Source organism: Rhodothalassium salexigens DSM 2132, assembly GCF_004341375.1.
Taxonomy (GTDB): domain Bacteria; phylum Pseudomonadota; class Alphaproteobacteria; order Sphingomonadales; family Rhodothalassiaceae; genus Rhodothalassium; species Rhodothalassium salexigens.
Genome location: NZ_SLXO01000011.1, coordinates 43528 through 61644, shown reverse-complemented (window position 1 = coordinate 61644; position 18117 = coordinate 43528). Strand labels below are relative to the sequence as shown.

Below are 18117 nucleotides of genomic sequence, written 5' to 3'. Positions count from 1 at the left end.
GGCGCCCTCAGGCACCCGGCACGCGGGGGCAACCCCGCTTTACTTTTTGTCGTCGTCGACTTCTTCGAAGTCCGCGTCGACCACGTCGTCGTCGCCCGACTGACCGGACGCCTGACCCGACGCTTGGCCGCCGGCCGCGCCTTCGGCGCCGTCGCCACCGGCCTGGGCGCCCTCCTGGCTCGCCTTGTACATCTGCTCGCCGAGCTTCTGGGCGGTCTGGTTGACGGCTTCCATCTTCTGCTTGATGGCGTCGGCGTCGTCGCCCTCGGCGGCGGTCTTCAACTCACCGAGCGCGGTCTCGACGGCGCTTTTGTCAGCGGCGTCGAGTTGGTCGCCATAGTCGTCGAGCATCTTCTGGGTCGAGTGGACCAGCGCGTCGGCCTGGTTCTTGAGGTCGATCAGTTCGCGCTTCTTCTGGTCGGCCTCGCGGTTGGCCTCGGCCTCCTGGACCATGCGCTCGATCTCGTCATCGTTGAGACCGCCCGACGCCTGAATGCGGATCGCCTGTTCCTTGCCGGTGCCCTTGTCCTTGGCCGACACATTGACCAGGCCGTTGGCGTCGATGTCGAAGGTCACCTCGATCTGCGGCACGCCGCGCGGGGCGGGCGGAATGCCCACCAGGTCGAACTGGCCGAGCAGCTTGTTGTCGGCGGCCATTTCGCGTTCGCCCTGGAACACGCGGATGGTCACCGCGTTCTGATTGTCTTCCGCGGTCGAGAACACCTGGCTTTTCTTGGTCGGGATCGTGGTGTTGCGGTCGATCAGCCGGGTGAACACGCCGCCCAGCGTCTCGATGCCCAGCGACAAGGGCGTCACATCCAGAAGCAGCACGTCCTTGACGTCGCCTTGCAACACGCCGGCCTGGATCGCCGCGCCGAGCGCCACCACCTCATCGGGGTTGACGCCCTTGTGCGGCTCCTTGCCGAAGAACGCCTTCACCTTTTCCTGCACCTTGGGCATGCGGGTCATGCCGCCGACCAGCACCACGTCGTCGATCTCACCGGCGGCGAGGCCCGCGTCCTTGAGCGCGTTGCGGCACGGCGCGATGGTCCGCTCGATCAGGTCCTCGACCAGGCTTTCCATCTTCGACCGGCTGAGCTTCATGGTCAGGTGCTTGGGCCCCGACTGGTCGGCGGTGATGAACGGCAGGTTGATCTCGGTCTGGGTCGACGACGACAGCTCGATCTTGGCCTTTTCAGCCGCTTCCTTGAGCCGTTGCAGGGCCAGCTTGTCCTGGCGCAGGTCGATGCCCTGTTCCTTCTTGAACTCGTCGGCCAGATACTCGACCAGCCGCAGGTCGAAATCCTCACCGCCGAGGAAGGTGTCGCCATTGGTCGCCTTGACCTCGAACACGCCGTCGCCGATTTCCAGGATCGACACGTCGAAGGTGCCGCCGCCCAGGTCGAACACGGCGATGGTCTTGCCGTCCTGCTTGTCGAGACCGTAGGCCAGCGACGCGGCGGTGGGCTCGTTGATGATCCGTTGAACGTTGAGCCCGGCGATCTTGCCGGCGTCCTTGGTGGCCTGGCGCTGGGCGTCGTTGAAATAGGCCGGCACGGTGATCACCGCGTCGGTGACGTCCTCGCCCAGATAGCTCTCGGCGGTTTCCTTCATCTTCTGCAGGATCATCGCCGAGATCTGCGACGGGCTCATCTTGTCGCCATTGACCTCGACCCAGGCGTCGCCATTGTCGGCCTTGACGATGGAATAGGGCACCATGCCCTTGTCCTTCTGGGTCGTCGGGTCGTCATAAGGGCGGCCAATCAGCCGCTTGATGGCGAACAGGGTGTTGGTGGGGTTGGTCACCGCCTGACGCTTGGCCGGCTGGCCGATCAGCCGCTCGCCATCCTCGGTGAACGCAACCATGGACGGCGTGGTCCGCGCGCCCTCGGCGTTTTCGATCACCTTGGCTTGGTCACCGTCCATGATGGCCACGCACGAATTCGTGGTGCCCAGGTCGATCCCAATGACTTTACCCATAACTCGACGTCTCCTTTTTGCAGCCGATCGAAACAGCCTTTCAACGAAGCACCGGTTTCGATCTCTGGTCGGACAATGGCGCCGGAAGGGGAATTTTCCGGCCTTTTCGTTCAGTTCAATCGCAATATGGGGTGCTGGGTCTGCGGTTCAACGCCTTGACACCCATTGGGCCGCAGCGCACAACACCGCCTCAGCCCCAGACGAGCAAGGCTTTTACTTATGGCCATGAAGCAGGCAAGACAAGCCCTCGGTCTCACGTCGAAAATCGGCGGTCTCGTGCGCGATGTGGCGGTGGTGATCGCGATCTGGCTCGGCGTCACCACGCTGGCCTACGCGTCCTACCACATCCCATCCGAGAGCATGGTGCCGACGCTGGAGGTGGGCGACCGGCTGCTGGTCAACAAATATGTCTATGGCTATTCGCGCTATTCGATGCCTTTCAATCCGCCGCTGTTCGACGGCCGGATCCTGAAGAACGCGCCCGAACGCGGGGACATCGCGGTGTTCTTCGTGCCCAAAGGCGCCGGGCCCAACATCGACGAGGGCACCACCTATATCAAGCGCGTGGTCGGCCTGCCCGGCGATACGGTACAGGTGCGCAACGGCCGGTTGGTGATCAACGCCACCGTGGTCCCACGCCGGGCGCTGCGCACGCTCGACCTGGTCGACCGCCACGGCTTTCCGGTCCGGGTCACCGAGTATGAAGAAACCCTGCCCGGCGGCACCAGCCACCGCATCTATGAGCGCAGCGACCGCGCGCGCTACGACAACACCCGGACGTTCCGGGTGCCCGAGGACCATTATTTCATGATGGGCGACAACCGGGACAATTCCGAAGACAGCCGGGCGCCCGGCGGCTTCACCTTCGTGCCCGCCGAGCAATTGATCGGCCGTGCCGACGTGATCAGCTTCTCGATCGCCGATTGCGACCGCCTGGTCGACGACCGCTGCGCCGCCGGCGTGCCCGTGGGCCGCTTCTTCCGCGCCCTCAACTAAGCAACGCCACACCGACAACGCAAAGGCCGGCGCCCCCCGGGGCACCGGCCCGTTGATCGACACGCCGCGTTCGGGGCGGACGGTCAGGCTTCGCGATCGACGCCCGGCTGGGCCGGCCCGTCTTCGCCGGCCTCGGCCCCCGGGTCCGGCTGCGGCGCCTTGGCCACATTGACCATGGCGGCGCGCAACAGCCGGTCCTTGATCACATAGCCGGGCTTGAGCACCTGGGCCACCTTGCCCGGTTCGACCGTATCGCTCGCCACTTCGCCCATGGCTTGGTGACGGTTGGGGTCGAACGCCTCGCCTTCGGGCCGAAACTGCTTGATGCCCTGGCGCTGCAACACCGCCTGCAACTCTTTCTCGGTCATCTCGACGCCCTGGTAGAAGGTCGACACCTTGGGGTCGCTCTTCAGGTCGTCGGGCATGCTATCGAGCGCCATGCGCAGAAAGTCGGCGACGCTCAACAGATCGCGCGAAAAGCTGGTAATGGCGTAAGCCGACGCGTCCTGCTTTTCCTTTTCCAGCCGGCGCCGTTCGTTGCGCCGGTCGGCCTCGGTGCGCGCCAGTTGGTCCTTCAGCGCCTCGACCTCGGCCGCCAGCGCCGCCGAGCTGTCGCCGGCATGGGCGGCGGTCTCGCCATCGCGCGCGCCGTCCGCCTCGTCGGCGTCGTCCGGCGCCGGCTGGCCGCTCGCCGCGGCCTTGGCGGCGCTTTCTTCAGCCTTGGCGGCGCCGGCCCGCGCGGCTTCCTGGATCACGTCGTCAAGCCGTGTCTTTGCCGCGTCGCCGTCGGGCCGGCCGGCGGCCTCGTTGGTCGCGTCGCCGGGCGTCACGGGCTCCCAACCGGGCTGACCCTCGCCCGGCGTCTCCGCCTGGGTGCCGGGCCCGGTCTTGGGGTCCTTGCCGCTGTGTCCGCGTTGATCACTCATCGAAACCCTATCCTTGTTTGATCTGGCCTTGGTCTGGCGTCGTGCATGTAATTGGTCGCGCGGCGGATCGGCCGGCTGTCGGCGCCGCCGCTCCCATCGGCGCCCCGGCCGAAGCCCCGGTCCACCGACACGGCTCACAAGAGCCGCCCCACGACCCGGGCCGTATAATCGACCATCGGGATGATGCGGGCATAATTCAGCCGCGTGGGCCCGATCACCCCGATCACGCCGACAATCTTGCGTCGGGTGGGATCGTCGCTGTCGTCGCCGCTCACATAAGGCGCGACGATGACCGAACTGCCCGACAAAGAAAACAGGTTGTTTTCCGCGCCGATGAAGATGCGCACGCCCTCGGCATCGCGCGACGCCTTCACCAGCCGCAGCATATCGCGCTTGGTCTCCAGGTCTTCAAGGAGCCGGCGCACCCGCTCCAGATCCTCGATGGCGCGCACGTCCTCCAACAGATTGGCCTGGCCGCGGACGATCAACGCCGGGTCCTGCTCGACCCCGCCCCAGGTGGCGAGCCCGGCCTGGACGATCCGCGCAGCCAGCACGTCAAGGGCCGCCTGGTCGTGGCTGATCTCGTCTTCGATCAGCTTCTTGGCTTCCTCGAAGGTGCGCCCGGCGAAGCGCGCATTGAGATAGTTGGATGCATGTTGCAGCGCCACCGGCGGCAGGCCCTGCGGCACATCGACGACGCGGTTTTCCACGTCGCCATTTTCGTGCACCACCACCACCAGCGCCCGGCCCGGCCCCAGATGGACGAACTCCACGTGGCGCACCGGCGTCTCGACCTTTTCCGCCACCACCAGCCCGGCGCAGCGGCTCAGGCCCGACAGCAATTGCGTCGCCTCGCCGAGCACATCGTCGGGCGAGCGCCCGCGCGCCTGACACTGGCTTTCGATATTGGCGCGCTCGGCCTCGCTCAGGTCGCCCACTTCCAGCAGGCCGTCGACGAACAGCCGCAACCCCAGATGCGACGGCAGGCGGCCGGCCGAGGTGTGGGGCGATTCCAACAGCCCCAGATCCTCCAGGTCGGCCATCACATTGCGCACCGACGCCGCCGACAGGCTGACACCGGCCATGCGCGACAGGGTCCGCGAGCCGACCGGTTCGCCAGTTTCCAGATAGCTTTCGACGATGTACCGGAAGATCGCCCGCGACCGGTCGTTCAGGTCCTCGATGCGCATGGTTTTGTCCATTATCCCTCAGCACGCCATGTAGGGCGCGCCCGGTTGCGCGTCAACTTGGCCGCCCGTTCGCCGGTGCCGTCCGAGGGATCTCGGGTCCGGTCCGGTGACGGTGACGCGGCCGGGGCGTCGTGGCCAGGGACGGCGGACAGGGCGGGCGCATGGCGCAATGACGGGGTGGAGATCGTGTGAAGCCCGGGGCGCATGGCTGGACGGCGCCGGGCGGTCGGGCTATGGAGGGCCGTCTTTTCCCTGTTGTACACGGAGTCTCCGAATGCGACCCAGCGGCCGCGCGACCGACGAAATGCGCGAACTCTCGTTCGAAACCGGTTATGCCAAGCACGCCGAAGGCTCGTGCATGGTCAAGTTCGGCGATACTCATGTGCTGTGTACCGCGTCGCTCGAATCGCGCACGCCACCCTGGCTGCGCGACACCGGCAAGGGCTGGGTGACCGCCGAATACGGCATGCTGCCGCGCGCCACCCACACCCGCGGCGACCGCGAGGCGGCGCGCGGCAAACAGTCCGGCCGTACCCAGGAAATCCAGCGTCTGATCGGCCGCGCGCTGCGCGCCGCCGTCGATCTGACCCGCATCGGCGAGCGCCAGATCCGCATCGACTGCGACGTGATCCAGGCCGACGGCGGCACCCGCACCGCCGCCATCTCGGGCGGGTTCGTGGCGTTGCACGAATGCCTGCGCACCATGCGCGATGCCGGCCTGATCGAGACCCTGCCGGTCAAGGACACGGTCGCCGCGGTGAGCTGCGGGCTGTACAAGAACACCCCGGTGCTCGACCTGGACTATGACGAGGATTCGACCGCCGACGCCGACGCCAATTTCGTCCTCACCGGCACCGGCGGGGTGGTCGAAATCCAGGGCACGGCCGAAGGCGAGCCGTTCGCCGAGGAACAGTTTCTGCGCCTGATGCGCCTGGCGCGCATCGGCTGCGACGCGATCACCGCCGAACAGAAGCGCGTGCTGGGGCTGCGCTGATGGTCGACGCTGCCCAAGGCGCGCCCACCGGCCGGCGGCTCAGCGCGCCGCGCCTGATCGTCGCCAGCCACAACCGGGGCAAGGTGCGCGAGATCGGCGATCTTTTGCGCCCTTATGGCCTTGCCACCGTGTCGGTGGCCGATCTGGGCCTGCCGGTGCCCGACGAGACCAGCGGCACCTTCGCCGGCAACGCCCGGCAAAAGGCCCACGCCGCCGCCCAAGCCACCGGCGAGCCGGCGCTGTCCGACGACAGCGGCCTCGAAGTGGCGGCCCTGGGCGGCGAGCCCGGTGTCGACACCGCCTTGTGGGCCGGGCCCGAACGCGACTTCGGGCTCGCCATGGCGAAGGTCGAGGATCGGCTCAAGGCCTTGGGGCCGGACGTGGACCGCGGCGCGCGCTTCGTCTGCGCGCTGTGCCTGGCCTGGCCCGACGGCCATGACGAGACCGTGCTCGGCACCGTGTCGGGACGGCTGGTCTGGCCGCCGCGCGGCGACCGCGGCTTCGGCTTCGACCCGGTGTTCGTCCCCGACGGGCACGAGCAGACCTTCGCCGAGATGGACCCGGCGGCCAAGCACGCCATGAGCCACCGCGCCGACGCCTTCGCCAAGCTGATCCGGACCAGCCTTGGCGCCGCCCCCTGACCAGCGGGTGAGCCCGCCGCCCACCGCCCCTGCAGCGGGCGCCGGGGACGGCCGGGGCGGCGGGACGGCCGGGGCGGCGGGCAGCCCCGCGACCGGGGCGACCGGCCGAGGTGGCGCCGACCGGGCGCCGGACGCCCATGCCAGCGGGCCGCCGGCGCGCTCGGACCGCGCGGAAGAGGATGTATTTGGCCTGTATATTCATTGGCCCTACTGCACCCGAATCTGCCCCTATTGCGACTTCAATGTTTACAAATCCCGGTCCCCGGACCCGGCATTGTGGCGCCATGCGCTCCAATCCAGCCTGAAGGCCCACCATGCCCACTGGCCCAACCTGCGCCTGGCCAGCATCTTTTTCGGCGGTGGCACGCCGTCGCTGATGCCGCCCGGGCTGGTCCAGGATGTGATCGACACCGCCACCGGGCTGTGGCCGGCGGCGCCGGGCCGGCTTGAGATCAACCTGGAGGCCAACCCCGGGTCGGCCGAGCGCGCGCGCTTCGCCGACTTCGCCGCCGCCGGGGTCAACCGCCTGTCGCTCGGCGTCCAGGCGCTCGACGACGCCGCCCTGGCGCTGCTGGGCCGCGACCATTCGGCGGCCGAGGCGCTGGCCGCGCTCGACACCGCACGCGCCTGCTTCGCCCGGGTCAGCGCCGACCTGATCTACGCCCGCCCCGACCAGACGCCGGCCGCCTGGGCTGCCGAGTTGGACGCCATGATCGCGCTGGGCGTCGACCATCTGTCGCTCTATCAACTGACCATCGAGCCCGGCACCGCCTTCGCCGCCAAGGCGGCGCGCGGCAACCTCCGCCCGCCGGACGCCGAGCGCACCGCCGACCTCTACGCCTTGACCCAGGCCCGCACCGCAGCCGCCGGGCTGCCGGCTTACGAAATCTCCAACCACGCCGCGCCCGCCGCCGAAAGCCGCCACAACCGGCTTTATTGGCAAGGCGACTGGTACGCCGGCATCGGCCCCGGTGCCCACGGCCGGCTGCCGGCCCGCGCGCAGATCGACGGCGCCGACGGGGCGGTAACGACAGGCGACGCCGACCACGCGGGCGGGCTTGACGGCGCGCGCCGTGCCGCAGCCGTCGCCCTGGCCACCCTGGCCCACCGCCGGCCGCAGGCATGGCTGGATGCGGCGACCGGCGGCACGACGCCCTGGGCGGCGACCGGCATCGCCGAGGCGGAGCCGCTCGATGCCGTCGCCCGCGGCGAAGAGATGGTGATGCTGGGCCTGCGCCTGGCCGAGGGGCTCGACCTCGACGCTCTCGCGCGCCGGCTGGGGCCGGCGGCCGGGCGGCTGTTGGCGAGCCCCGCGCTCGCGCGCGCCGTGGCCGCCGGGCTGATCGAGCGGCGCGGTCGGCGGCTGGTCGTGCCGGCCGACAAGCGCGCGCTCACCGACGCGATCGCGACCCGGCTTTTGGCCGGTTGAGCGCGCCTTCGGCCGGCGTGAACCAGCAGCGACCGATCGGCAGCCAACGCCCCGGATTGCCCGGCCCGGCGACACCGTTGCCCCTTGTGTGGGGGGCATGGCTGCCACATATTAAACGCTCGTAATGCGAAAGGGAGTTCCGCAACAATGGATAACCGTTACATGCGTACGGCCGGCTATGGGGCGACCGGCGCACGGTCCATGGCGACCGATGCCGGTCTGCGCCGCTATATGTTGGGCGTTTACAACTATATGGCCTCGGCGGTGCTGCTGACCGGCATCGTCTCCCTGCTGGTTTACTCGAACGACGCCCTGTCGGGGCTGTTCTACCAGATGCAGGCGGGCCGGCCGGTGGGCATGACCGGGCTCGGCTGGATCGCCACCCTGTCGCCGCTGGCCTTCATCCTGGTGCTGAGCTTCGGCATCAACAAGCTCAGCGCCGGCGCCACCCAGGCGCTGTTCTGGACCTTTGCGGTGCTGTTCGGCATTTCCATGTCGAGCATCTTCTATACCTACACCGGCCAATCGATCGCCCAGGTGTTCTTCGTCACCGCCATCGCTTTCGGCGGGCTGAGCCTCTATGGCTACACCACCAAGCGCGACCTGGGCCCGGTGGGTACGTTCGCGATCATGGGTCTGATCGGCATCATCATCGCGTCGCTGGTCAATATCTTCGTGGCGTCGAGCATGATGTCGTTCATCATCTCGGTGGCCGGCGTGCTGATCTTCGCCGCCCTGACCGCCTATGACACTCAGCGCATCCGGCAAACCTACGACATGGTCGTGGGCAATGCCGAAATGATGAAGAAGGCCTCGGTGATGGGCGCGCTGTCGCTCTATCTGGACTTCGTCAACCTGTTCATGATGCTGCTGTCGCTGCTCGGCAATCGCGAATAGGCCAAAGACACCGGCGGGCGGGGGCCGCTCAAGGCTTCGGCCCGCCCACGCCCCGCTTCGGGCGGCGTCTTGACGGACGCCGCCTTTTTTCGTCGCCGGTAGCCCCGGGGCCGGCGCGCCCGGCGCGCTCAGTCCTCAACCAGCTTGAGCAGCTTGGCGTCGAAATAGCGCAGCAGCGGTTCGAGTGCCCGGCCGCGCTTGAGCACCCGACCGTCCATGCCCTGGATGCGCCACGCACCCTGCTTGCGCGCCAGCGCCGGGCATTTGACGATGCGATAAACCGGCACCTCGCTAGCCCGGCGATAGACCGCGAACTCGGCTTCTTCAGCCCCCATGTGCAGGGCATAATCGCGCCACAGCCCCTCGCTGACAAACCGCCCATAAACGGTCATCAGCCGCATCAACTCCTCGCGCCGGAACGCCACCTGGCCGCCGCGCCGGGCGGGCTTGTCAGGTTTGGGGAACGGCGTGATCGGGCTCTGCTCGTCCATGAACCGATGGTTGCGCCCATAAGGCCGCTTGGCAAGGGTCAATGCACACGCCGGCCGATCGGCGGTCATAAACCAAGCGCCGGCGCCGGTTGGTCTTGCCGCCGGCCGCCTGCCGGATATATAGTCTCGATATATAAACAGCGAGGAGACCATGATGCGACCGACCTTTCCCACCGCCGTATCCGTGCCCGTCCTGGCCGCCGCCGGCCTGATCGGTGCCGCTCTGTGGGTAGCACCCGGCCCCGATGCCAGCGCCCATGAAGACCATGACCGCGGCCACAAGACCGTGACCCAGACGCGCGCCGTCGACGGCTTCACGCAGCTGCATATCGAAGGCGGCATGGACCTCAATGTGGTCGCCGGCGAAGACTTCGCGGTGACCGTCACCACCCGCGACGACCATCAGGACAAGGTGGAGACCACGGTCGAAGACGGCGTATTGACCATCGACGACGACCGGAACCGCATCGCCTGGGGCGACCGCAACGACATTGACGTGGAGGTGCGCGTGGCCCTGCCGATGCTTGAGGCGCTGGTGGTCGACGGCGCGGTCGACGCCGACCTGGCCTTGCCCGACGCCGGCGACCTGCGCATCGAGATCAACGGCGCAGCCGATCTGGAGGCCGAGGGCAGCTGCGACAGCCTGATCGTGGAAGTCAACGGCGCCGGCGATATCGACCTGGAGGATCTGCACTGCAAGGCCGTCGACATCGCGCTCAATGGCGCGGGCGACGCATCGGTCTATGCCAGCGAGCGGGTCAAGGCACGGATCAACGGCGTCGGCGAGATCGACGTCTATGGTAAGCCCGATCGGGTCGACACCCGCGACGGCCTGCTGGGCTCGATCGACGTGCACGACTAAGCCGACCGCGCGCTAACAACGGGAGACGAGACATGACCACCCCATACCCCCATGCGACCGGACGCACCGGGCGCACTGCCGCCACTGCCTTGGCGCTGGCCGTCCTGGCCACCGGCCCGGCGCTCGCCGACCAGACCGAGACACGGCCGCTGCCCGCCTTCCACGGCGTCCACATGGAAGGCCATGGCGATCTGGAGATCCACGTCGGCGGCGACCAGCGCGTCACCCTGACCGCCGACGACCTCGGCAAGGTCGAAACCGAGGTGGAAGACGGCATTCTCAAGATCCGTCAACCGACCCGGCGCGGCTGGTTCAGCGGCGACAACGACCTGGACATCGAGATCTCGGTGGCCACGCTCGACGAGATCAAGCTATCGGGCTCGGGCGACGTGGAGGCCGAGGGCATCGACACCGACACCTTCACCCTGGCGGTGTCGGGCTCGGGCGACGCCGAGTTGTCCGGGCGCTGCACCAGCGCCAAGCTGTCCATGTCGGGCTCGGGCGACATCGACGCCAAGGACCTGCTCGCCGAGGATGTGGTGCTGAGCATCTCGGGCTCGGGCGACGCCTCGGTCCATGCCAGCGACACCCTCCAGGTGACCGTGTCGGGCTCGGGCGATGTGGACGTCTATGGCGGTCCGATGGTTCGTCAGCGGGTCTCGGGCTCGGGCGACGTCACCGTCCACGACGACGACGCCTGATCGATCGCAACCGCCGGCCGCCGGGCCGCGCCGCTCTCCCGGGGCGGCCGGCCCGACGGCCCCCGTGGACCCGGCGAGACAGCGGAGCGACAGGGCGCAGCGGCAAAGGCAACGGGGTTTGGATCAGGCGTCGGGCGCCGTCGGGCCGCCGACCGCGCCGGGCCGCCGACCGCGTTGGCCCGCTCACGCCGCCACTTGGCGCCCGCAGGCCCCGGCCGGCTCGATCTGGTCTGGCTGATTTGGTCTGGCTGATTTGGTCTGGCTGACCGGCATTGCCCGCTCGACGCTATCCTTGCGAGCCGCCGCAAGGCGGCGCGGCAATCCCTCCGGCACCGGTGGCCGGATCGCGGTCCGGCGGGTGCCCAAGGGTCGGCAGCGAGTGGATGGCGTCGCGGCGCTCGCGTTGACCCCCCGGGGCAAGACCGGGGAGAGACCGGAGGCGGTCAGCCGAGCGCCCGGGTGGCCGCGCGATCACCATCGGTGCGGACCGCCCAGCGCCGGGCCATGACCGCAAAGCGCGCGCCGAGCAACAGCGCCGCCAGCACCACGCCGGCGGCGAACCCCGCCACCGGCCCCATGGCCCCCCAGCCGAGCGCGAAGGTTGCGACCGCGCCGCCCACCGCCATGCCCAGCCACATGGACAGGATCTGCAACACCGCCGCCATCTTCTGGTCGCCGGCGGCGCGCAACGCGAACACCAGCACGAACTGCAGACCGTCGAAGGCGATCGCCGGCGCCAGCGCGCGCACCATGTCGGCGGCGAGCGCCCGGGTCGCCGGTTCGTCGTTGAACAGCCCGGCCAAGGTCTCGGGCGCCAGCCACAGACCCAGGCTGAGCAGGCCCATGACGGTGACGGTGAGCCCGGCGCCGAGCCCGGTGATCGGGCCGATCGCCGCCCAGTCCCGGCGCCCGACCGCATTGCCGACCCGCACAGACACCGCCCCGGCGAGCCCCATGGCGACCAGGAACAAGATCGCGTGCAGGCCGAGCAGCACCTGAAACGCCGCCACCGGGCGTTCGCCGAGCCGCGCGGCATAGAACGACAACAGCGCGAAGCTGGCCATTTCGACCCCGGCGGCGAGGCCGGGCGCCAAGCCGAAGCGGCGCAAGGGCCGGCCGTCGCGCCACACCCCCCGCCACCGGCGTCGGGCCAGCGCGCGCAGGCGAAAGCCATAGCGGCGCAAGCCCGGCGCGCGCACCAGCACGGCGATCTGTGCCACCGCCGCCACCAGATAGCTCAGATTGGTCGCCCAGCCGGCACCCGTAGCGCCCATGGCCGGCAGCCCCCACCGGCCCTCGATCAGCAGCCAGTTGAGCGCGATGTTGAGCGGGATCGTCGACACCACGATGGCCATGCCCGGGCGCGGCCGGCTGATGCCTTCATAGGTGAGCATCGCGGCGGTGGACAGGAACACCACCGGCAGGCCCAAGGCGGTGACCCAGATATAGTGGCTGCCCTCGCGCACCAGGGCGGGCTCCAGCCCCATGGCCCCCAGCGCCAGCGGCCCCGCGACCGCCGCCAGGGCCCCCAGCAGCAGCCCCAGCACCGCAGCATAAAGCTGCCCCTGCGCCCAGGCCGCGCGGGCGGCGCGGCGGTCGCCAAGGCCGTCGGCGCGGGCCACGAACACCTGAATGCCGGCCATGCAGGCAAAGCCCATGACCGCCGCCAGCCAATAGACCTGCCGGCCGACGCCGAGATAGGCCAGCTCGGCGGTCGACGCCTGGCCGACCATGATCAGGTCCACATTGGCGATGGCGATCAGCACGCCCTGGGCGAGCATGATCGGCCAGGCGAGCGACACGAGGGCGCGCACGTGCGCCACCCGGTTGAAACGGGTCGAAGGCATTGTGGGTCCGGTCCTCAGGATCACGCAGGGGTCCCAGGCGCGGCGTCCACATGACCCGGAATCCGCAGCACGGCGCGGCATCCTATTGCGACCAAAGCAGGGCGGCAATCGCCTTGACAGCCGCGCGCCGGCGCGACACCGTCCGGCCCATGATCGCCGCCATCCGACCCGTTCTCGTCAGCCTGTGTCTGGTTCTCACGCTCGCGCCCCGACCGGCGCTGGCCCTGCACGAAGACGACCTGGCCGCCCTGCGCGCCCGGATCGATGCCTTGATGCGCCGCGACGACATGGTCGGCCTGGCGGTCGGCATCGTCGCCGGCGGCGAGGTGATCCTGGCCGAGACGCGGGGCACCCGGGTGCGCGGCGGCGACGCGGCGGTGCGCCCGGATACCCGGTTCCGCCTGGCCTCGCTGTCCAAGGGCTTCGCCGGCACCCTGGCGGCCCAGTTGGTCGAGGCCGGCAAGCTCGACCTGACCCAGCCGGTGGCCCGCGACGCACCCTATTTCCGCCTTGCCGACCAGCGCGAACGCGACCGGGCGACGCTCGAACATGTGCTCAGCCACCGGCTCGGCCTGCCGCCGCACGCCTATGACAATCTGTTGGAAGCCGATGTGCCGGTGACCAACATCTTCAAGCGCCTCGGCGGGGTGAAGCTGGTGTGCCGGGTCGGCGATTGCTACGTCTATCAGAATGTGGCGTTCAGCCTGATCGAACCGGCGGTGGCGCGCGCCACCGGCGGCGACTATGAGGCGGTAGTGACGCGGCGGCTGTTCGAGCCCCTGGCCATGCGCCACGCCTCGTTCGGGCTCGACGCGCTCAAGGCCGACGCCAACTGGGCCCACCCCCATGTGGGCACCCGGCGCGGCCTGGCCGAGGTGACGCCCGAGCCGGCCTATTACCGGGTGCCGTCGGCGGGCGGCATCAATGCCAGCCTCGATGACATGCTGGCCTGGCTCAAGGCGCAGATGGGCCTGAGCCCTGAGGTGCTGTCCGACGCGGTGCTGGAGGAAGCGCACCGGCCGCGCGTGGCGTCGCGCCACGAGACCCGGCGCGCGCGCTGGCTGCGCGGGCGGGTCACCCAGACCCACTATGCGCTGGGCTGGCGGGTCTATGACTATCGCGACCTGACGATGATCTACCATGCCGGGGGCGTCGACGGCTATTCCGCCCAGATCGCCTTCATGCCCGACCAGGATCTGGGCTATGTGGCGCTGTGGAATTCCAACAGCTGCAAGGGCTGGACCTTGATGCCCGACCTGTTCGACCGCCATCTGGACCAGCCGGTGGACGACTGGAGCCACATCCGCTGCTGACCGGCAGGCCCGAGGGGCGGCGCGGGACGGCGCGGGGCGGCGGCGAGCAAGCCCGCCGCCGCGACCGGCCGATCAGAAGCCGTATTTGGCCGAGAACTGCACCCGGCTGAGCGAGCCGGTCTCGCCCGCCTCGATCCGGCGCTGGCCGTAGATGTATTCCATCCCCAGGGTCAGCTTGGACGCCGGCGAATAGAGCAGGTTCACATGCCCCGACCAGGACCGGTCGGTGACGCCCAAACCGGTCTTTTCCACCGGATTGTCGGCGCGGAAATAGCTGAAGGTCAGGTTCGACCGCCAGCGGTCCGACCAGAAATGGCGATAGCTGGCGAAACCCGAATGGATGAAGATCGGGTCCAACTCGCCAGTGGCGGCATCAATCGCCGCGCCGTTGACCAGCGCCAGCCCCAGATACCGGCCGAGCCCTTGGCCCACATTGGCCATGAAGCGGAAATCGTCGCGCTCGCCAAGCGGCATGCGCCCCGAAATCGACGTGCCGATGCCCAATGCGGTCTGGCTCTTGTCGAGCACCAACTGGTTGGCGCCATTGCCGAGCACGGTGTCCTCGCCCAGGCGAAGCTGGCGCAACATGCCCGCCACCTTGAAGGTGCCGAGGTCGGTATCGAGGGTATAGCGGGCGACCAGGTCGGGCAGGTGGTCGTTCTGGCCCAATACCCGGGCGCCGCCGGGGCTGGTCACCGTGGTCTCGGGGTTCTCGATCGCCACCTCGAACGGCCCGTGGGTGTAGCGGATCATCGCCTGACGGGCGAACACCGTACCTTCGGTGGGGCCGACGAAGTCCAGGTTTTCGGGCAGGGCGGACACGTTGAAGAAGGTCGACCAGGCCTGGCCGAACAGGAACCCGCGATAGGTCAGGAACGCCTGACGCATGCGCGGCGTGAAGCTGTTGGAGATCACCTCATTGTCATTGTCGGTGATCAGAAAGTCCAACTCGATATGCGAGCCGAGCGTGTGCCCGGCCACCGGGGTTTCGGTCTTGAACAGGAACCGGGTCTCGCGCGGGCTGAAGTCCAACACCGTCTCGCTGTCGGCGTCGGCCGCCACCGGCACGGTCGACGGGATATAGAAATCGCGCCCGAAACTGGAACTGGGGATCGCCCCGTCGGAATAGCGTGACACCGTGGTGTCGAGCTTGACATAGCCGCCGAACGTCACCTGCGTGTCGCCGATGGAAAAGCCCGGCTTGCGCTCCCGTTCGAAGAACTGCGACATGCTCTCCACGTCGACGCTGGCGCTTTCGACCTTGCCGGCCACTTGATCGACCTCCTGCTCGACCTCCACCACCTTGCGAACAGCCTCGTCGAGACGGCTGCTGGTTTCGAGGATCTCGACTTCCTTTTCCTCGATCTTCTTTTCGTCTTCGGCCAGACGCTCGCTCAGACGCTCCACCAGCGCCTCCAGCTTGCGCACACGCTCCTTGAGCGCCTCGGCCTCGGACTCCGAGCTTTGCGCCATTGCCGGGCCACTCAAAGTCAGGCCGGTTAAAATGGTGCAGGACAACAAAATCGTCATACAGCGTTTAAAACGGCGCCGACACATCCGATTTTCCCCTCTCATGTACAAAACGATGCTCCCACCCCGACATCCTGCCCGCCACGACTGCTTGGAGATATTAGACCTCGGTCTAGTCCTACGGGCTATCGCGTCTTCCCCACCGGTAATTTTTGTTTACAAGCCGGACGCGGCGGCTTTATCCACCGCACGCGCCCTATGGTTCGCGCCTCGACGCCCTATCGCAGGGTGGCGACGAAGGCCTGCATGGCCCCGGAGAGCTTTTCGGCCGTTTCCGCCAGGCTTTCGGCGGCGGTGTTCATCTGCGTGGTCGCTGCGGCGATGCTGCCGCCGGCGTCCTCGACCCCGCTGATACCCTGGGTGATTTCGTCGGAACTGCTGGCAGCGCGCTGGGCGGACTGGCTGATTTCCTGAACCGCCGCCACCTGCTCCTCAATGCTCGACGCGATGTGGGTGGCGGCACCTTCCAGCTTTTCCACCTGGCCCAGAATCGCCTTCATGGAGCCCACCGACTGGTCGGCGCGCGATTGGATGGCGCTCAGTTGTTCCGAGATGTCGTCGGTCATCCTCTGGGTCTGGTTGGCCAGTGCCTTGACCTCAGAGGCCACCACCGCGAAGCCCTTGCCGGCATCGCCGGCACGCGCTGCCTCGATGGTCGCGTTGAGCGCCAACAAGTTGGTCTGGTCGGCCACATCGTTGATGCCGTCGACAATGCCGTTGATGGTGCGGATGTTGGCGACCAGTTCGTCCAGATCGCGCCCGGCGTCCTGGGCGGTGGCGTTGGTCTGTTGGGCGACCTCGCTGCTCGCATGGACGTTGCTGGACACCTCCGAGATCGCGGCGCTCATCTCTTCGGTGGCGGTGGCCACCGCCTGGGCCGCCGAATTAGCCCCCTCGGCGCCGGTCATCAGCACCTTCAACTGACCGTTGCTCTCTTCCACATTGACGCTGACGCCGCGCGACGTGGCCTCCATCTCCTCGGCCATGTGCGCCACATTGTTGATCAACTCGCCCACATTACGCTCGAACTCGTCGGCCATCCGAGCCATGTCGGCGCGGCGCTGCTCTTCCATCTGTTGTTCGTGCGCGCGCTCTTCCTCCTGGCGCTGACGCTCGGCCTGGCGGTCGCGTTCGGCCTGCTCTGCCTCGCGACGCTGCTGTTCGCGCTCAGCCTCAGCCTGGCGCGCCTGCAACGCCTGGCGCTCGGCCATCTTGTCGCGCAACACGTCCACCGAACGGGCCATCACGCCGATCTCGTCGTGCCGATCCATCGCCGGCACCGTCACGTCCAGATCATTGTCGCTAAGCCGCGCGATGGTCTCGCTGATCGGTTGGACCGGCCCGATGCTGGCGCGCATCAGCCACCAGATCAGACCGCCGGCGACCAGCACCGACACCAGCGTGGCCAAAGCCACCCGATTGCGCAGGGCGGTCAGGACGTCGGCGATCTGCTGCTTCTCGATCCCCACATACAGCAGACCGATCACCGCGCCTTGGGGCGATTCGATGGGTTGGTAGAGACCGTAAAAGACCTGCCCTTGAACGGCCGCTTCGCCGCGATAGGTGCGGCCGGCCGATATCACCGGCAGCACCGGGCCATCGGGATCGAGCACCGTGTCAAGGATCCGATTGCCGTCGGCGTGACGAAGGGTCGTGCTTTCGCGGACGAAGACCTGGCGAGCCTCGTGCCAAACAAAGAATGACGCCACACCGCCCGTGGCACGGCTGATCCGATCGATCAGCCGATGGTCGGACACCGACCCGATGGTCTCGGTCACGATGTCGGCGACGACGCCGTCGCGGTAGCGAATCGTCGTCTCCGGCTGGGCGTCGGCCAACATTTCCGCCGCGATGTTGAGGCTGGTCGTCTGACGGGATTGCGCCTGCTCGGCCACCGATCCGGCCGTCAATCGGTAAGCCGTCACGGCCACCGCCACGGCAGTGGCCAGGACAAGAACGCCGCTGACGACGCTGATCTTCACTGTGAGCGATAAGCTTCGATACCAATCAAGCATTTTATCACCTGAATCACGAAGGGGGACAAATGGCGCGTTTTTGTTACCTGTATTTGGGTCGCGCCATTTGGACTCCTCTCATGTCTTGGTTATTTAAGTATTAAAAATAAATAAAAATCATTATACAATATTAATATCGCTTATTCTAAATACTATACAGTATTGTTGCTCGCACGAATTGCTGTTTTAAACAGTTTATTTATTACTTTTCATTTCAGCGTTGTGAGGAAGGATTGCATAGCACCGGACAGGTTTTCCGCCGTCTGAGCCAGGCCCTGGGCGGCGCTGGTCATCTGGCTGGAAGC

Annotated in this window: 15 protein-coding genes; 8 read left to right on the top strand and 7 right to left on the bottom strand. The window is 67.6% G+C overall.

What is annotated here, in order from left to right; all coding sequences use genetic code 11:
* Positions 1–39: 39 nt before the first annotated feature.
* Positions 40–1980, bottom strand: coding sequence for a molecular chaperone DnaK (gene dnaK / locus EV659_RS12820; protein WP_132709286.1), 1941 nt, complete (start codon positions 1978–1980; stop codon positions 40–42).
* Positions 1981–2199: 219 nt separating this feature from the next.
* Here dnaK and lepB point away from each other — a divergent pair, with 219 nt between their 5' ends.
* Positions 2200–2976, top strand: a complete 777-nt coding sequence (lepB, locus tag EV659_RS12815) for a signal peptidase I (protein ID WP_132709285.1) — start codon at positions 2200–2202, stop codon at positions 2974–2976.
* Between the two features lie 83 nt (positions 2977–3059).
* Here the strand turns inward: lepB and EV659_RS12810 are convergent, their stop codons facing one another.
* Together EV659_RS12810 and hrcA are read right to left on the bottom strand one after the other, a co-directional pair.
* The gene (locus tag EV659_RS12810) at positions 3060–3902 is read right to left on the bottom strand and encodes a nucleotide exchange factor GrpE (RefSeq protein ID WP_132709284.1); all 843 of its coding nucleotides are present in this window, start codon (positions 3900–3902) and stop codon (positions 3060–3062) included.
* Between the two features lie 134 nt (positions 3903–4036).
* Complete coding sequence (gene hrcA, locus EV659_RS12805) at positions 4037–5092, bottom strand: heat-inducible transcriptional repressor HrcA (RefSeq protein ID WP_132709326.1); 1056 nt, start codon at positions 5090–5092, stop codon at positions 4037–4039.
* A gap of 274 nt (positions 5093–5366) precedes the next feature.
* Between hrcA and rph the strand changes: the two genes are divergently transcribed.
* The 4 genes from rph (at position 5367) to EV659_RS12785 (ending at position 9053) form a co-directional block, all read left to right on the top strand.
* Positions 5367–6086 carry a ribonuclease PH gene (gene rph / locus EV659_RS12800; protein ID WP_132709283.1) on the top strand — a complete coding sequence of 240 codons (720 nt, stop codon included), beginning with the start codon at positions 5367–5369 and terminating at the stop codon, positions 6084–6086.
* On the top strand, positions 6086–6727 hold the full coding sequence (locus EV659_RS12795; RefSeq protein WP_132709282.1) for a non-canonical purine NTP pyrophosphatase: 642 nt from the start codon (positions 6086–6088) through the stop codon (positions 6725–6727). Before rph ends, EV659_RS12795 begins: the two co-directional genes overlap by 1 nt.
* A gap of 190 nt (positions 6728–6917) precedes the next feature.
* Complete coding sequence (gene hemW / locus EV659_RS12790) at positions 6918–8156, top strand: radical SAM family heme chaperone HemW (RefSeq protein WP_132709325.1); 1239 nt, start codon at positions 6918–6920, stop codon at positions 8154–8156.
* Between the two features lie 147 nt (positions 8157–8303).
* Positions 8304–9053 carry a Bax inhibitor-1/YccA family protein gene (locus tag EV659_RS12785; RefSeq protein ID WP_132709281.1) on the top strand — a complete coding sequence of 250 codons (750 nt, stop codon included), beginning with the start codon at positions 8304–8306 and terminating at the stop codon, positions 9051–9053.
* 128 nt (positions 9054–9181) lie between these two features.
* On the opposite strand, the gene EV659_RS12780 is transcribed toward EV659_RS12785, so the two are convergent.
* Positions 9182–9613 carry a DUF2794 domain-containing protein gene (locus EV659_RS12780; protein WP_200287546.1) on the bottom strand — a complete coding sequence of 144 codons (432 nt, stop codon included), beginning with the start codon at positions 9611–9613 and terminating at the stop codon, positions 9182–9184.
* A gap of 82 nt (positions 9614–9695) precedes the next feature.
* Between EV659_RS12780 and EV659_RS12775 the strand changes: the two genes are divergently transcribed.
* Positions 9696–10406 carry a head GIN domain-containing protein gene (locus EV659_RS12775; protein WP_132709280.1) on the top strand — a complete coding sequence of 237 codons (711 nt, stop codon included), beginning with the start codon at positions 9696–9698 and terminating at the stop codon, positions 10404–10406.
* Between the two features lie 32 nt (positions 10407–10438).
* Positions 10439–11107 (top strand): head GIN domain-containing protein, encoded by a 669-nt coding sequence (locus tag EV659_RS12770; protein ID WP_132709279.1) that lies wholly within the window; start codon positions 10439–10441, stop codon positions 11105–11107.
* A 443-nt stretch (positions 11108–11550) separates the two neighbouring features.
* Here EV659_RS12770 and EV659_RS12765 read toward each other — a convergent pair whose 3' ends face one another.
* Entirely contained in the window at positions 11551–12954 is a 1404-nt protein-coding gene (locus EV659_RS12765) for an MATE family efflux transporter (protein WP_165878887.1), read from the bottom strand.
* Positions 12955–13067: 113 nt separating this feature from the next.
* On the opposite strand from EV659_RS12765, the gene EV659_RS12760 reads away from it, so the two are divergent.
* Positions 13068–14267: a serine hydrolase domain-containing protein gene (locus EV659_RS12760; protein WP_165878886.1), complete on the top strand. Its 1200-nt coding sequence runs from the start codon at positions 13068–13070 to the stop codon at positions 14265–14267.
* A 72-nt stretch (positions 14268–14339) separates the two neighbouring features.
* Here the strand turns inward: EV659_RS12760 and EV659_RS12755 are convergent, their stop codons facing one another.
* A complete protein-coding gene (locus tag EV659_RS12755; protein ID WP_200287548.1) occupies positions 14340–15740 on the bottom strand; it encodes a DcaP family trimeric outer membrane transporter in 1401 nt (466 codons plus the stop codon).
* A gap of 275 nt (positions 15741–16015) precedes the next feature.
* Complete coding sequence (locus tag EV659_RS12750; RefSeq protein WP_132709276.1) at positions 16016–17812, bottom strand: methyl-accepting chemotaxis protein; 1797 nt, start codon at positions 17810–17812, stop codon at positions 16016–16018.
* Positions 17813–18117 lie beyond the last annotated feature (305 nt).

What these genes read in the sequence shown, in the direction of transcription:
- dnaK (WP_132709286.1), bottom strand. Translation starts at nt 1,980, where the DNA reads ATGGGTAAAGTCATTGGGATCGACCTGGGCACCACGAATTCGTGCGTG.
- lepB (WP_132709285.1), top strand. Translation starts at nt 2,200, where the DNA reads ATGGCCATGAAGCAGGCAAGACAAGCCCTCGGTCTCACGTCGAAAATC.
- EV659_RS12810 (WP_132709284.1), bottom strand. Translation starts at nt 3,902, where the DNA reads ATGAGTGATCAACGCGGACACAGCGGCAAGGACCCCAAGACCGGGCCC.
- hrcA (WP_132709326.1), bottom strand. Translation starts at nt 5,092, where the DNA reads ATGCGCATCGAGGACCTGAACGACCGGTCGCGGGCGATCTTCCGGTAC.
- rph (WP_132709283.1), top strand. Translation starts at nt 5,367, where the DNA reads ATGCGACCCAGCGGCCGCGCGACCGACGAAATGCGCGAACTCTCGTTC.
- EV659_RS12795 (WP_132709282.1), top strand. Translation starts at nt 6,086, where the DNA reads ATGGTCGACGCTGCCCAAGGCGCGCCCACCGGCCGGCGGCTCAGCGCG.
- EV659_RS12785 (WP_132709281.1), top strand. Translation starts at nt 8,304, where the DNA reads ATGGATAACCGTTACATGCGTACGGCCGGCTATGGGGCGACCGGCGCA.
- EV659_RS12780 (WP_200287546.1), bottom strand. Translation starts at nt 9,613, where the DNA reads ATGACCGCCGATCGGCCGGCGTGTGCATTGACCCTTGCCAAGCGGCCT.
- EV659_RS12775 (WP_132709280.1), top strand. Translation starts at nt 9,696, where the DNA reads ATGATGCGACCGACCTTTCCCACCGCCGTATCCGTGCCCGTCCTGGCC.
- EV659_RS12770 (WP_132709279.1), top strand. Translation starts at nt 10,439, where the DNA reads ATGACCACCCCATACCCCCATGCGACCGGACGCACCGGGCGCACTGCC.
- EV659_RS12765 (WP_165878887.1), bottom strand. Translation starts at nt 12,954, where the DNA reads ATGCCTTCGACCCGTTTCAACCGGGTGGCGCACGTGCGCGCCCTCGTG.
- EV659_RS12755 (WP_200287548.1), bottom strand. Translation starts at nt 15,740, where the DNA reads ATGGCGCAAAGCTCGGAGTCCGAGGCCGAGGCGCTCAAGGAGCGTGTG.
- EV659_RS12750 (WP_132709276.1), bottom strand. Translation starts at nt 17,812, where the DNA reads ATGCTTGATTGGTATCGAAGCTTATCGCTCACAGTGAAGATCAGCGTC.